Origin of the sequence: Hominimerdicola alba (assembly GCF_900112155.1) — a bacterium.
Taxonomy (GTDB): domain Bacteria; phylum Bacillota; class Clostridia; order Oscillospirales; family Ruminococcaceae; genus Hominimerdicola; species Hominimerdicola alba_D.
The window spans coordinates 44,547-57,278 of the sequence record NZ_FOKQ01000018.1; the positions used below are offsets into that span (position 1 = coordinate 44,547).

Annotated in this window: 18 protein-coding genes; all 18 read left to right on the top strand. The window is 46.8% G+C overall.

The window, feature by feature from the left end; genetic code table 11:
• Position 1: 1 nt before the first annotated feature.
• The 18 genes from BM265_RS11050 (at position 2) to BM265_RS11135 (ending at position 12,730) form a co-directional block, all read left to right on the top strand.
• On the top strand, positions 2-538 hold the full coding sequence (locus BM265_RS11050; RefSeq protein WP_074961792.1) for a hypothetical protein: 537 nt from the start codon (positions 2-4) through the stop codon (positions 536-538).
• A gap of 110 nt (positions 539-648) precedes the next feature.
• A complete protein-coding gene (locus BM265_RS11055; RefSeq protein WP_074961794.1) occupies positions 649-1,089 on the top strand; it encodes a hypothetical protein in 441 nt (146 codons plus the stop codon).
• 116 nt (positions 1,090-1,205) lie between these two features.
• Positions 1,206-1,673, top strand: a complete 468-nt coding sequence (locus BM265_RS11060; RefSeq protein ID WP_074961795.1) for a hypothetical protein — start codon at positions 1,206-1,208, stop codon at positions 1,671-1,673.
• Positions 1,670-2,101 (top strand): HD domain-containing protein, encoded by a 432-nt coding sequence (locus BM265_RS11065; protein ID WP_074961797.1) that lies wholly within the window; start codon positions 1,670-1,672, stop codon positions 2,099-2,101. The genes BM265_RS11060 and BM265_RS11065 overlap by 4 nt, the downstream gene beginning before the upstream one ends.
• Before the next feature lie 32 nt (positions 2,102-2,133).
• A complete protein-coding gene (locus BM265_RS11070; protein WP_207646979.1) occupies positions 2,134-2,760 on the top strand; it encodes a hypothetical protein in 627 nt (208 codons plus the stop codon).
• 46 nt (positions 2,761-2,806) lie between these two features.
• Positions 2,807-3,112 (top strand): cyclic-phosphate processing receiver domain-containing protein, encoded by a 306-nt coding sequence (locus BM265_RS11075; RefSeq protein WP_024857453.1) that lies wholly within the window; start codon positions 2,807-2,809, stop codon positions 3,110-3,112.
• A 66-nt stretch (positions 3,113-3,178) separates the two neighbouring features.
• Positions 3,179-4,042 (top strand): class I SAM-dependent methyltransferase, encoded by an 864-nt coding sequence (locus tag BM265_RS11080; RefSeq protein ID WP_074961800.1) that lies wholly within the window; start codon positions 3,179-3,181, stop codon positions 4,040-4,042.
• 278 nt (positions 4,043-4,320) lie between these two features.
• On the top strand, positions 4,321-4,650 hold the full coding sequence (locus tag BM265_RS11085; RefSeq protein WP_074961802.1) for a hypothetical protein: 330 nt from the start codon (positions 4,321-4,323) through the stop codon (positions 4,648-4,650).
• A gap of 74 nt (positions 4,651-4,724) precedes the next feature.
• Complete coding sequence (locus BM265_RS11090) at positions 4,725-4,967, top strand: hypothetical protein (protein ID WP_074832633.1); 243 nt, start codon at positions 4,725-4,727, stop codon at positions 4,965-4,967.
• 144 nt (positions 4,968-5,111) lie between these two features.
• Entirely contained in the window at positions 5,112-5,966 is an 855-nt protein-coding gene (locus BM265_RS11095; protein ID WP_074961803.1) for an energy-coupling factor transporter ATPase, read from the top strand.
• Positions 5,967-5,974: 8 nt separating this feature from the next.
• Positions 5,975-6,730 (top strand): Fic family protein, encoded by a 756-nt coding sequence (locus BM265_RS11100; RefSeq protein WP_074961864.1) that lies wholly within the window; start codon positions 5,975-5,977, stop codon positions 6,728-6,730.
• 28 nt (positions 6,731-6,758) lie between these two features.
• On the top strand, positions 6,759-7,562 hold the full coding sequence (locus BM265_RS11105; protein ID WP_074961804.1) for a hypothetical protein: 804 nt from the start codon (positions 6,759-6,761) through the stop codon (positions 7,560-7,562).
• 25 nt (positions 7,563-7,587) lie between these two features.
• A complete protein-coding gene (locus BM265_RS11110; RefSeq protein WP_074961805.1) occupies positions 7,588-8,445 on the top strand; it encodes an energy-coupling factor transporter ATPase in 858 nt (285 codons plus the stop codon).
• Between the two features lie 2 nt (positions 8,446-8,447).
• Positions 8,448-9,254 carry an energy-coupling factor transporter transmembrane component T family protein gene (locus BM265_RS11115; protein WP_074961806.1) on the top strand — a complete coding sequence of 269 codons (807 nt, stop codon included), beginning with the start codon at positions 8,448-8,450 and terminating at the stop codon, positions 9,252-9,254.
• 95 nt (positions 9,255-9,349) lie between these two features.
• Complete coding sequence (locus BM265_RS11120) at positions 9,350-9,808, top strand: hypothetical protein (protein WP_242940828.1); 459 nt, start codon at positions 9,350-9,352, stop codon at positions 9,806-9,808.
• 106 nt (positions 9,809-9,914) lie between these two features.
• Complete coding sequence (locus BM265_RS11125; RefSeq protein WP_074961810.1) at positions 9,915-10,208, top strand: hypothetical protein; 294 nt, start codon at positions 9,915-9,917, stop codon at positions 10,206-10,208.
• Between the two features lie 9 nt (positions 10,209-10,217).
• Positions 10,218-10,970, top strand: a complete 753-nt coding sequence (gene truA / locus BM265_RS11130) for a tRNA pseudouridine(38-40) synthase TruA (protein ID WP_074961814.1) — start codon at positions 10,218-10,220, stop codon at positions 10,968-10,970.
• On the top strand, positions 10,967-12,730 hold the full coding sequence (locus BM265_RS11135; RefSeq protein WP_242940829.1) for a DUF5711 family protein: 1,764 nt from the start codon (positions 10,967-10,969) through the stop codon (positions 12,728-12,730). The genes truA and BM265_RS11135 overlap by 4 nt, the downstream gene beginning before the upstream one ends.
• Positions 12,731-12,732 lie beyond the last annotated feature (2 nt).

Below are 12,732 nucleotides of genomic sequence, written 5' to 3' on the forward strand. Positions count from 1 at the left end.
TATGATAATGGTATATCTGATGCTGGCTTTGGCACCTTTGTGTATCATCTATATGATAGTATCCTCATCTAAGCGGTACTCGGTAACTGAAAGTGCTAAGATGGCAGGCGGTGTGGTTTTTAAGCACAGGGATCCCGGGCTTTTGAGTAAAGTCTGGTATAGTCTGGTATGGATACTGATCACGGGTGCGAATCTGCTGTTGAACATGAAAAGGCTCGGATACGGCAGCGGGTACGGGAGTATTGATCCGCGAAAGCAGTTCATCTTTTACCTGATAGCGCTGGTGATCTATGTAATGATATTTATATTCTCCATACAGCAGTATCTGAAGTACAGCGAATTCAGGCTGTGTGCAAGCTGTTTCTATCTTGGCGGAGTGAAATACGACAGGAAGAAGTACTGCTACACCCTTGAGGGCGATACGGTGATATTCAGTGCAAAGGGCGCAAAAAATATAGAGATCGATATTCCCGAAAAGAAGAGAAAAGAAGTGCTGGGTATCCTGGGAAAGTATTACACCAAAAGTGAGAATGGATAGATAGCATGATAAAGGAATATTTGAACCCGGTGCTAGGGATCGTTTCTATCATAATTTTGATCGTTTATATCATCTTTACTATAATAGAGATATCGAAGAGAAGCAAAGGAATGATGGAGGCTGAGAATGCGGGCGGTGTGTTGTTCAGGTATAAGTATCCCGAATTTGTAAAAGCACTGATTTTATCAATTTTCGGAATACTGCTGTCAGGAACTGTTGTTTTGTTGGAATTGTCCGGACGTGATGTTGCTAACTTGACATTTAAAAATATAGGAGCGATATCATGTTACTGTGCAATGTTGGGACTGTATGTTACTAATTTGATACAATGGCTGATAGTTTATTTTAAGTATAACGAATTCAGGCTGTGTGATGACTGTTTCTATCTTGGCGGAGCTAAATACGACAAGAAGAAGTACAGCTACACCCTTGAGGGCGATACGGTGATATTCAGTGCAAAGGGCGCAAAAAATATAGAGATCGATATTCCCGAAAAGAAGAAAAAAGAAGTGCTGGGTATTCTGGGAAAGTATTATAAAATGGCTGAATGATGAAAAAAACTCGGCAAGTTTTGAGCTTACGGTAAGGTGACGGGATAGGTCTAACGGCGGGGACAGATGTTTCCGAATGTAAGCGCGGGGGCAACTGCAAAGGGAGATGAAACAGAATGGTCAAATGGATGGTTTATATTACGATCGCGTGCATCGCTGCGAAGATATATATGTTTGTCAGGTCGAAAGGGAGTAATGATAATATTATTCCTGAGAACGAAACAGAGTTTGAAAATGAGAATTACAAAGAGCTTGAAAATCCTGAAGATGTAAGCAGATACTTCGATATAGATGTGGAAGAGATGGAGACCCACTTTTATGTTGGAGTAAAGCGCAGGTCTGACGGCAAGGATATGCTTATGAGTATGGAGAAGTGTGATTTCCCCGTCTACATGGACTTTTTATACAGCATAGAGGTAACGCCTCCATATGATTATTTACAAAGGTATACGCTTATAAAGAACACTCCCGAAAATCCGCAGCCTGATGAGAATGAACCGACTGTTGCTGATGTGCGTGAGTGGATAGAAACGTTCATATTCGAGAACAAGGCGTATTTCAAAATACAGGAGGAAAGCCTATGATCTACACCGATATGACCAGAAAAGCCATAGGCATAATGTATGCGGCTCACAAAGATCAGATGGACAAAAGCGGTGTACCTTATGTGTTTCACCCCTGGCACGTTGCCGAACAGATGGTGACGGAGGAAAGCTGTGCCGCGGCACTTCTTCACGATGTTATAGAGGATACCGATGTTACTGCCGACGACCTGCTGAAAGCGGGGATAAGTGAGGAAGTAGTCAGTGCGGTGAAGATGCTGACCCATGACGACAGCGAACCCTATCTTGAATATGTGGCACGTATCAAGGAAAACCCCATAGCGCGGGCAGTAAAGCTTGCCGACCTTGCGCACAACAGTGATATCACAAGATTTGACAGACCCATGACCGACAAGGACAGGGCAAGGCTTGAAAAGTATAAAAAGGCTGTATCTATATTAAATAATTAGAAAAAACAGAGAAAGGAAGATAACATATGTATATGTACATTTTTATAGCTCTGGTCATCTTTATGATAATAGCCATGATAAGAGCATGGTCAAAGAATATTAAAACTGTCCGCTCGGCGGAAAACAAGGCAAGGCTGAGGATCTTCTCTAAGAAGTCGCTTATAATGTCTACCATCTGGCTGGCGATAACATTATTCAGCATTATCGAGAATACAGTAATGCTTTTTAACGCTATCGCTCAGCAGGATAATTATATTGCAGATCATACTTATACGAGAAAAACTGCATGGGGCAGTGAGATAAAGGAAACTGTAACATCGACCCCTTTTGATGACGCAGTAAAAGATCTCAGGCTCAGTATGGTATTTTTCGCTTTGATGCTGTTGCTATATATTCTGTACAACCTCAGTACAAACAGCTCCTATATCACCGAAAAGGGTATTTTTCACGGTGTACGCAGTTACAGACCCGATGAAATAAAATATATCATGGAGGATGATATGGAAAAACCTGTACTTATATACAGGAGGACCAATAAAGAGTTTATTGTCAGAAAAGTATCTGATACCAAGCGCTGTCGTGAGATAATTACGGAATATTATAAAAATGCAAAGTATTATTCAGAGCATCAAGGGCTTAAATATGGCAGCGAAGAATGATAAGACGATAACTGACGAATGACAGACTTCGGTCACGGAGGTGTTTATGGGACTTAAATTGTTCGTGGACGACACAAGAGATTTTCCGAAAGGCTATGAGTGTGTGCGAAGTTATGATGACTGCATAATGTATTTCAGGCTGTTCGGGGATTTTGACCATGTGAGCCTTGACTATCATCTCGGTGAGGAACACACGGGGCTGGATATATTGAAATGGATGAAGGAAAACGGTAAAGAACCTAAGCATATCAATATCCACAGCAACCATATCGTCGGTATGAGAGAGATGAAAAAGTACGCCGAGGAGAATTTCAAAAACTCGGTTATAACTATGAATACGCTTTACAAATAATAGTATCGCTTGCGGCGATACCGTGAACTCTGCCGAAAACGGCGATAATATAAAGGAAGAATTCAAATGAGGATTGCAGAAAACTGGAAAGATTACAGGATACTGGATACAACAGACGGTGACAAGCTGGAAAGCTGGGGCGGCAAGGTACTTGTCAGACCCGATCCACAGATAATCTGGAAAAGCCCGAAGCGCACTGATATGTGGGATAAGGCAGACGCAGTATATCACCGTTCTTCAAAGGGCGGCGGCGAGTGGGAGTACCGCAGAAAGCTACCCGAAAGCTGGAACATAAAGTACAGAGACCTGACCTTTGTCATAAGACCCACAGGCTTTAAGCACACGGGACTTTTCCCCGAGCAGGCTGTTAACTGGGATTTTATGGCAGATAAGATAAAGAACGCAGGACGTCCAGTAAAGGTGCTGAACCTGTTTGCATACACAGGAGGTGCGACCCTTGCCTGTGCGGCGGCGGGAGCAAGTGTATCCCACGTTGATGCTTCAAAGGGCATGGTGCAGTGGGCAAGAGATAATGCGGCGGCATCAGGACTTTCGGACAAGCCGATACGCTGGCTTGTGGACGATTGCGAGAAGTTCGTAAAGCGTGAGATAAGGCGTGGGAACTTCTATGACGGTATCGTTATGGACCCGCCCAGCTACGGCAGAGGTCCCGGGGGTGAGGTATGGAAGCTTGAAGACTGCATATACGACCTTGTAAAGACCTGTGCGGGAGTACTGAGCGACAAGCCGCTGTTCTTCCTGCTGAACAGCTATACCACGGGACTTTCACCCTCGGTAATGGCGTACATACTTAACGATGTGCTGACTACCCAGCGGGGCGGAAGTGTGACCGCGGACGAGATAGGACTTCCCGTTGAAGCGACAAAAGGCGTACTGCCATGCGGCTCAACAGCAATTTGGAATTCATAATTCACAATTCATAATTCATAATTATTGGCAGGGCGGCAGGGTTGCCGTGATGTCGGTTGTGAGTTGTTGGCGAAGTGAGGTGGCGGCATGAAATACTTAGCTATTGTGTGTTTGGTTTTTGCTTTTATATGCGATATTATTATATTAAGATCGCAAAAAGAAAACAAGAAGAAAGGGATCAGGTTTTTTATCGCAACTACTGTATGTACTATTTTAGCGATCCTATGTCTGATCTGAAAAATTACATATTGCGGGTTTATACGGGACGGTGATATATTATGAGCGATAAGGTCGGTATAAAGGCTGACAGGTTCACGGCTTTGGTGGCTAAGGTAGTGCGGGGTTATGAGGACGTTTCGATGTCCGAGATAAAGCGTCGCATTGCTGACGGTGATTATCTTTATTCGGGCGACCTTTACAAAGCGGCGGAGATAAAGAAAGTTCTTAACCTAAATGATGAGCTGACAAATGCGGGCATAAACTGCCTGATGTATGTGCATGACGAGGTTACGAACAAGGAATATCTGAACAATCTGCTCGTTTCGTACAAGCAGACCGAGGAATGGACAGAGTACGTCATGGACATGGAAGCACAGGTGGAAAATTAAGGTCGTAAAACATAAAAGATAATGATAAAGCGAGAGCTTTTTCATAATAAATCAAAAAACAGGAGGTCACAAAAATGGACGTAAAGGACATAACAAAGGCAGTTGGTGGAGACGGTATCGCTAAGGCAGTTGACAAGGCTGTTGATGCGGTAGCTGACAAGATACCTGTTTCCAAGTCGGTTAAGGACGACGTTAAGAAAGAGGTAAAGAAGGTGGCTACAAAGGAGAACATTGAGAAGGTAGCAACCAAAGAGAACATCGAAAAGGTAAAGGACGTTGCAGGCAAGGTCATCGACAAGGTAAAGGGTGACAAGTAAGGCGAACGTCCGCGGGCTTGCGGGGCGCAGATGCGTTCCGCAGAAAAGCCCAACGTACAGGTGTTCAGTGCTTATAAGATGGAATAAGTCTTATAAGCAGTGAACATCATAAACAGTAAACAACGAAGAGTAAGGAAAATATTTATGAGCGAAAATTTCATCGAGATAAAAGATCTTCGGTTTTCATATATAAATGATCTGGAAGAACCTCCCGTTAAGACAGAGGTGCTGAAAGGAGTCACGCTGAATATAAAAAAGGGTGAGTTCCTGGCGGTACTTGGTCACAACGGTTCGGGAAAAAGCACACTTGCAAAGTGTATAAATGCTATCAATCTTCCCGAGGCGGGGGGCGTGTTCGTTGACGGCATGGACACGCTGGACGAAGACAATCTCCTGCCCATAAGGCAGAGGGTGGGAATGGTATTCCAGAACCCCGACAACCAGATAGTTGCGACTATCGTTGAGGAGGACGTAGCTTTCGCTTTGGAGAACATGGGCGTTGAACCCGCGGAGATAAGGCGGAGAGTTGACGAAGCCCTGAAGACGGTGGGAATGTACGAATACCGTTTGCACGCCCCCCACAAGCTTTCCGGCGGACAGAAACAGAGGGTGGCTATTGCGGGTATAATCGCTATGCGTCCCGACTGCATACTGCTTGACGAGCCTACGGCTATGCTTGACCCCAAGGGTCGTGAGGAAGTCATGAAGACTATAAAGCTTTTGAATTCTCAGGGCGTGACGATAGTGCTTATAACTCACTATATGGAAGAAGCGGCTCAGGCTGACCGTGTGGTAGTTATCGACGGCGGCGAGGTAGTCATGGACGATGTGCCGCGGAAGATATTCTCACAGGTTGAGAAGATGAAAGAACTTGGTCTGGATGTTCCGCAGGTAACTGAACTTGCATGGGAGTTACAGAAAGCGGGATTTGATATCTCCACAGAAATAATCGATGAAGATGAGTGTGTGGAGAAGCTGGCGGAGCTGTTTGGAAAGTGACGGACGGTATGACATTAAGAGAAAAACTTCTTGAAGAAAAGCGTGTGGGTCACAAGGGTGGTATTTACAACAAGATGCAGGTGGATTTTGCTTACAATTCCAACCACATCGAGGGCAGCAGGCTTACCCACGACCAGACGCGGTATATATACGAAACCAAAACTGTAGGTGTGGACGGAGCTAATGACGCAGTCAGGGTGAATGATATCATCGAGACAGTGAATCATTTCAGGTGCTTTGACCATATACTTGATACCCTTGGTGAACCGCTGACGGAAGTGTACATCAAAGACCTGCACCGCATGCTGAAAAGCGGGGTTATGGACAGATATGCCGTGATAGGAGAGTACAAGCAGGAAGCAAACGAGGTCGGTGGTATGCTGACGGCTTCACCTGATGAAGTTGGTATGAAGATGCGGGAACTTCTTGCGGAGAACGGCACTGAGATGACTTTATATGATGTTGCGCGTTTCCACATGATGTATGAGAAGATACACCCGTTCTATGATGGAAACGGTCGTACAGGCAGGCTGCTGATGTTCAAGCAATGTCTGGAAAACGATATAATACCCTTCTTTATAAGTGATGACGACAAGATGTTCTATTATATGGGGCTGAAAGAATGGCAGACTGGTGACAGCGATGAAAGGCTGATAAACGTTTTTCTTGCGGCACAGGACTACACCAAGGCTGTGATGGAACATTTCGGGATAGAATATGACAGGACTTTTGTTGAATACAAGGATATAGTCAAGAGGAAATAATAAAAAGCGATCTAGCGAGGACGAAAAAATGCTTGTAACAGGTTCTGCACTAATAGCAGTATTGCTGATAGTGCTTGGAAAGACAGGAAAACTCAAACTGCATAAGACATCGGCGGCTGTTGTGGCTATGCTGATGACAGCGGCAGTTGCGGGTATGTATTTTGCCGAAGGTGCAAGACTGCTTGCGGCTATGGGCGTTAAAGTCACGGGGCTGAAAGGCAAGGAGTACGAGTACGTAAAGATATTCGGAAGCACATCCAAGGCGGCGATAGTTGCAAAGACAATACTTATGGCAGTATGTGCAGTTCCGTCGGCGGCGGGGCTGATATATACGGCTCAGGCGCTGGTAAGGAAGTCGGCTGTGCGTGAAGGCTATGAAGCTGACAATGTGTACTCGGCGCGGCGGGCTAAGGATTCGGCAGCGCGTGGTATAGCGGCGGCAGTATGTATGATAGGTGCTTTTGTGCTGATGGTGATACTTGCACTGCCCCATCTGGACGAACTTATGCAGACGATGATGATAGTCTTGAATCCGTTTATCTTGCTGATATTCTGCCTTCTGACTTTCGGAATCGCACTGATACCGCTGACAGGATATTTTCTTGTGGTCAACGGAGTATTGTTCATGGTAGTCAGCGGGCTTGGCGCGGCGGCGCTGGTGCTGTATATCCTTTCGGTGTTATTCGGCATATCCGCAGCGGCAAGTGCTGTAAAGAGCGGTGCGATAAGCAAGGGTCGCGGGACGATATACGGTCTGCTGAGTTTACTGGCGGGCTGGAACATCGTAGTATTTTGCAGCCTGAAAAAAGAGATATCGAAGAACGCAGGATAATGCGTTATAGTTTGGAGAAAGTAAAATGGCAGTGATAAAAACCGAGAAACTCACCTATGTATACGGTGAGGGTACGCCCTTTCGCAAGGTGGCAGTTGATAACGTTGACCTTGAGATAGAAAAGGGTGACTTTGCAGGGATAATCGGGCACACGGGTTCGGGAAAGTCCACGCTGATACAGCATTTCAACGGGCTTTTGAAACCCACCAGCGGTGCGGTATACATAGACGGCGAAAAACTCTGGGACGATAAGTCTAAGCTTCGTCCTGTGAGGTTCAAGGTGGGGCTGGTCTTCCAGTACCCCGAATACCAGCTGTTTGAGGAGACGGTAGCTAAGGATATAGCTTTCGGACCCAAGAACATGGGGCTTAACAAGGACGAGATTGACCGCCGTGTAAAAGAAAGTGCAGAGATGGTCGGGCTTTCTTCTAAAGCTCTGGAGAAATCTCCCTTTGAGCTTTCGGGCGGACAGCGCAGGCGTGCGGCTATCGCGGGAGTTATGGCGATGGAACCCGAGGTGCTGATACTGGACGAGCCTGCATCGGGACTTGACCCCAAGGGCAGGGAGCAGATACTGGGCATGATAAAGGATTACCACAGGCAGAAAGGCAACACGGTACTGCTGGTATCACATTCAATGGAGGATATCGCCAAGAATGTTAACAAGATACTTGTCATGAACGATGCGAAGCTTTTCTGCTATGATGAGACGGTGAAGGTATTTCACCGTGCTGAGGAACTGGAAGCTATGGGGCTTGCAGTTCCTCAGGTGACAAGGGTGTTCAACAGGCTGAAAGCTATGGGGATAGACCTTGGAGAAGATGTATATACGGTCGGTTTCGGCAGAGACCTTTTGCTGAACAGGCTTGGGAAGAGGGTTTAGGATTGATAAAGGATATTACGATAGGACAGTATTTCCCGGGGAATTCGGTGCTGCACCGCATGGACGCCAGGGTGAAGATACTGCTGACGGCGGTATTCATCGTTATGCTGTTCATGGCTAAGAGCATACAGGCGCTCTCGGTGGGGATAGTGTTCACGGTGGTGACATTTATAATATCGCGGATACCGCTAAAAATGATGGGCAAGAGCCTGAAGCCCATAGTACCCATCGTCATATTCACGGCGGTGCTGAACTTATTTTTCATACGCACAGGCGATGTGCTGTGGAAATGGAAGATAATAAAGCTGACAAGCGATGGCGTTGATACTTCGGTGTTCATGGTTATAAGGATAATATGTCTGATATGCGGAAGTTCACTGCTTACCTATACGACTTCACCCATAGAACTTACGGATGCTATCGAGAAGCTGCTGGGACCTTTGAAGAAGATAAAGGTACCTGTGCATGAACTGGCTATGATGATGACGATAGCCCTGAGGTTCATACCCACGCTCATCGAGGAGACCGACAAGATAATCAATGCCCAGAAAGCACGCGGTGCTGATATGGAAACAGGCGGACTGATACAGAAGACCAAGGCACTGATACCCATACTGATACCGCTGTTCGTGGCAAGTTTCAGGCACGCCGAGGAACTTGCGCTGGCTATGGAATGCAGGTGCTATCACGGCGGTGAGGGCAGGACGCGCATGAAACAGCTGAAACTCAGCCTGATCGACCTCTGGGGCAGTTTGTACTGCATGGTATTCTTAGCAGGGGTCATCGCGGTGAATATCATCACTAAATAGAAGTTTTCAGCATATCAACATATGCTGTGGATATGGTTTACAGAAAAATGTGCAAAAATTCTGGAAGACAATAGTATGTTTGAGGAGAATTAATGATGGAAGATATTTATTTCCCCGAACTGGGAATGAGCGAGAAGGAACTTATGAAGAAACTTCCGTTCACGAAAGCTACAAACGGTGCTACCGGAAAGACTCTGGATTTCTCGTGGTACGGCAAGATACCGAAGGGCTGGAGGATAGCTTTCGGTAAAGAGATGCTGACAGAGATGGCGGCAGAATACAAGAACTTCACGAGACACGACAGAAAAGAATGGCGTGTCACCGGAGTTATGGAAAAGTACGGCGAGCTTCGTATCTACACGGGCATGACTACTCCCAAAATGGATGACATTCTGGAGAAGTACACTTCACTCAGCCACAAAAGGTGTCTTGAGTGCGGCAAGCCCTGTGTTCAGCGCGGCGATGGCTGGATATACACCATGTGTGAAGACTGCTACGAGGACATGGTGGAAAGGCTTGGTCACGGCGCCGGTATAAGAACGCCTTTTGACTGATAATTGCTGTTTTCTGCGGTGCGGTATGCTTCATGAGAGTTACCGTGGGGCGAGTATGCGCATTTTGCGGCGGAGAACGGTATACATATGAAAGGAGATGTCTGTAATGGGCGGTTTTCTGACCGATATGGATCAGGATCACAAGATAATGATACTGGAGAAAAAGATAAGCAGACTTGAAAACAAACTGAATGGAGGCAGCGGTATGTCTAAGATACTGGAAACACTGATAGGACAGGATGTAACTTTGAATTTTGCATATGAAGAACTTAAATGCAGGGTACTTGACTGCGATGAGGACTGGATAAAGCTGCTGGTATACGGCAAAAAGAAGGATATGACGATAATACGCCCTGTATACGAGATAACAAAAGTAACACTTGACAAAGACGGGATATAAGTTTATAATATGAGATACTTCAAAATGACGCTGGCTTATGACGGCAGCAATTATCACGGCTGGCAGAGACAATCAAATGCGCTGGCAGTGCAGGAGGTAGTGGAAGACGCTATCCTGAAGCTGACGGGAGAAAAGGTGGTCGTGCAGGGCTGTTCCCGTACTGACGCGGGAGTCCATGCGAGAGAATATGTGCTTTCTTTCGGGCTGGAACTGCCCATAAACTGTCGGGGCATACAGCTGGGGCTGAATTCATGGCTGCCCGATGATATCAGTGTCATAGGCTGCGAGGAAGCTGATGAGGGCTTTCACGCGAGATATATGTGCAAAGGCAAGGAGTACGAGTATATCGTACACAACAGCAGGATAAAAGACCCATTCATGCGCAATACTGCTTTCAGGAACACTTATCCCATAGATGAGGAACTACTGGACAGGGCGGCAAAGGATTTTGTCGGCGAGCATGATTTCAAGGCATTCTGCTCCACAGCCTGCGACAAAGAGATAACTGTAAGGAAGATATATCGTTTCGATGTCAGGCGTGAGGGTGACAAGGTCATCTTCACCGTGGCGGGAAACGGGTTTTTATACAATATGGTCAGGATAATGGTGGGAACGCTGCTTTTCATAAACGAGGGTAAGATAGCCGCTGACGCTATCCCCCGCATACTGGATTCAAAGGACAGGAAGAAAGCAGGCAAGACAGTACCGCCTCAGGGATTGTACCTGAACAAAGTTTATTATGATGAGGTATCGGTAGATTGAGCAATAAGAGTAAAAACAGAAGAGGCAGAAGAAGAACTCGCCGCCCCGAGGACATCATCAGGGAAATAGATGAGATGGCTGAGCTTGCTGACTTCACGGTAAAGCCTGAGGAAAGCGAAGAAGCCATAGAAACGGCTGAGGAGATAGTATCTGACACTGCCGAAGATATCGTGGAAAATGCTGATGAAGCTGTAGAAACAGCGGAAGAAGCTGTGGAAGAAACTACAGAGGAAGCCATAGGAGGATCATCCGGGGATACGGAAGAAACTGCCGAAGGATCTGTGGAGGAAGATTCAGAAGAAACCGAACAAGGATCTTTTGCTGCACCTGTGCAGGAATTTTTAGAGGAAGCATCAGAAGAACCCGAGGAAGAAGAGATCCCCGAGAGAGAGCCGGTCCCCGAGAGTGAACCGGTGAGAGAAAAGCCGCACAAGAAAAAGCATAAGCAGTCCTCCCAGAGGAAAAGGTCCGCTCCCCCCAGAGATGAAGCGGAGCTTGCCAGAAAGAGCATAAAGCACACCCGCACAGGGGGCATACCCGATGAGGAACCCCGCAGACGCAGGAGAAAGCCCGAACACGTAGCGCCTACCCCTGAGGAGATACGCGATGCAAGACACCGCGAGAAGAAAAAGCGTCGTGTAAGGACAGTTGCGGCTGTGCTGATAGTTGCAATGTTCGCAGGCGGGGCATACCTTATGAGAGGAAAGTGGGTTCCCAAGCTGGAAAGCGTGCTGTACCGTCCTAAGGAGACCATAGTCAACGATGGCGAAGTAAAGAAGGGAAATTTCCCCCTGAGCTTTGACGACGGCGCGGTGAGCAGTATAAGCAATACGGGAAGCTACCTGCTTTGTCTGGATAAGAACCAGCTGAAGTTCTATGATTCTGACGGTGAGGAGAGCAACTCGTTCAGCCACAACTACGCAGACCCTGTAATGAGGACATCTGACAAGAGGGTGCTGCTTTACGACAAGGGCGGAAGTTCCCTGATGGTAGTCGGAAAGAAGAGCGAGATGTTCACGAAGTCGGTGAAGAACAGGCTGATAATGGCTGAACTGGCTTCAAACGACAATGTGGCTGTGGTAACTTCGGACGAGAAGTACGCAGGCATACTGACGGTATATGACGGCAACGGCCGTGAGATATACAAATGGTCGAGCAGCGCGGCGGTGCTGAGCGTTACATTTGACGAAAGCGGCAGCGGCTGTTTTGTTACAACGTATTCAAGCAAGGGCGGTATGCTGAGTTCGGTGGTCAGGTATCTGACATTTGACTCTGAAGACCCTGAGATGGTGAGCGAACCTCTGCCCGTGCTGGCTTTGCAGGCTATGAAAAACGAGAGCGGTGACATCTGGGTAGCAGGTGACACAGCATTCTACAGGCTTGACAGCAGGGGAAAGATACTTACCACATACAAATACGAGGGCACGATATCGGACTTTGCCCTGAGCAGCAGTTGTGCTGCGGTGGTGCTTGACGGTATCAAACGCAGGTCTTCGGAACTGCTGATATTTGACAGCAGCACTGAGAACGACCAGCCCGACAAGAGGGTGAAGGAATCCGACGGAATGCCCGAAAGGCTGAAAATAAGCGGCAGCAAGATAGTTCTGCTGAAAGAGAACAGCATAGACTGTTATGACAGGTTCGGAAATCTTGATGCGACAGCGGAATGCAGCTCGGATTACAGTGATTTTGTTTACTTCGATGACAGCGTATACTTCTGTGATTACCGTGAGGTGAACAAGATATCCTTTGCCACATAGGA

Excerpts from the sequence above, each read along its gene's own strand:
- BM265_RS11120 (WP_242940828.1), top strand. The coding sequence starts at position 9,350 with ATGGAAGATATTTATTTCCCCGAACTGGGAATGAGCGAGAAGGAACTT.
- BM265_RS11080 (WP_074961800.1), top strand. The coding sequence starts at position 3,179 with ATGAGGATTGCAGAAAACTGGAAAGATTACAGGATACTGGATACAACA.
- truA (WP_074961814.1), top strand. The coding sequence starts at position 10,218 with ATGAGATACTTCAAAATGACGCTGGCTTATGACGGCAGCAATTATCAC.
- BM265_RS11075 (WP_024857453.1), top strand. The coding sequence starts at position 2,807 with ATGGGACTTAAATTGTTCGTGGACGACACAAGAGATTTTCCGAAAGGC.
- BM265_RS11105 (WP_074961804.1), top strand. The coding sequence starts at position 6,759 with ATGCTTGTAACAGGTTCTGCACTAATAGCAGTATTGCTGATAGTGCTT.
- BM265_RS11055 (WP_074961794.1), top strand. The coding sequence starts at position 649 with ATGATGGAGGCTGAGAATGCGGGCGGTGTGTTGTTCAGGTATAAGTAT.
- BM265_RS11095 (WP_074961803.1), top strand. The coding sequence starts at position 5,112 with ATGAGCGAAAATTTCATCGAGATAAAAGATCTTCGGTTTTCATATATA.
- BM265_RS11050 (WP_074961792.1), top strand. The coding sequence starts at position 2 with ATGATAATGGTATATCTGATGCTGGCTTTGGCACCTTTGTGTATCATC.
- BM265_RS11060 (WP_074961795.1), top strand. The coding sequence starts at position 1,206 with ATGGTCAAATGGATGGTTTATATTACGATCGCGTGCATCGCTGCGAAG.
- BM265_RS11110 (WP_074961805.1), top strand. The coding sequence starts at position 7,588 with ATGGCAGTGATAAAAACCGAGAAACTCACCTATGTATACGGTGAGGGT.
- BM265_RS11085 (WP_074961802.1), top strand. The coding sequence starts at position 4,321 with ATGAGCGATAAGGTCGGTATAAAGGCTGACAGGTTCACGGCTTTGGTG.
- BM265_RS11125 (WP_074961810.1), top strand. The coding sequence starts at position 9,915 with ATGGGCGGTTTTCTGACCGATATGGATCAGGATCACAAGATAATGATA.
- BM265_RS11070 (WP_207646979.1), top strand. The coding sequence starts at position 2,134 with ATGTACATTTTTATAGCTCTGGTCATCTTTATGATAATAGCCATGATA.
- BM265_RS11090 (WP_074832633.1), top strand. The coding sequence starts at position 4,725 with ATGGACGTAAAGGACATAACAAAGGCAGTTGGTGGAGACGGTATCGCT.
- BM265_RS11065 (WP_074961797.1), top strand. The coding sequence starts at position 1,670 with ATGATCTACACCGATATGACCAGAAAAGCCATAGGCATAATGTATGCG.
- BM265_RS11100 (WP_074961864.1), top strand. The coding sequence starts at position 5,975 with ATGACATTAAGAGAAAAACTTCTTGAAGAAAAGCGTGTGGGTCACAAG.